Annotated in this window: 1 pseudogene; it reads right to left on the reverse strand. The window is 81.1% G+C overall.

The features are described from left to right. Positions 1 to 249 (reverse strand): annotated as a pseudogene (locus BST44_RS29315) (hypothetical protein); the annotation flags it as partial.

Consider the following 249-nt stretch of genomic DNA (forward strand, 5'->3'; position numbering starts at 1 on the left):
GGCGGGCCGGGCGGCGGCCCGAAGCCGAACCCTCCCATCGGGCCGCCCATCGGCGGGGGAGGCGGGCCGTGATGGAACGCCATCATCGGCGGCGGCCCCGGCGGTCCGGGCGGGCCCGCGCTGATGAGCCAGGCGAACGCGATCGCGGCGATGGTGCCGAACGCGCCGATCAGCGCGCCGGCCACCCCGGCGCCGACCACCACGGCGGTGGAGTGGCGGCGGGGCTCGGCTGGCCGGTGGGCCGGGGGC

This window comes from Mycobacterium scrofulaceum, from assembly GCF_002086735.1.
GTDB lineage: Bacteria > Actinomycetota > Actinomycetes > Mycobacteriales > Mycobacteriaceae > Mycobacterium > Mycobacterium scrofulaceum.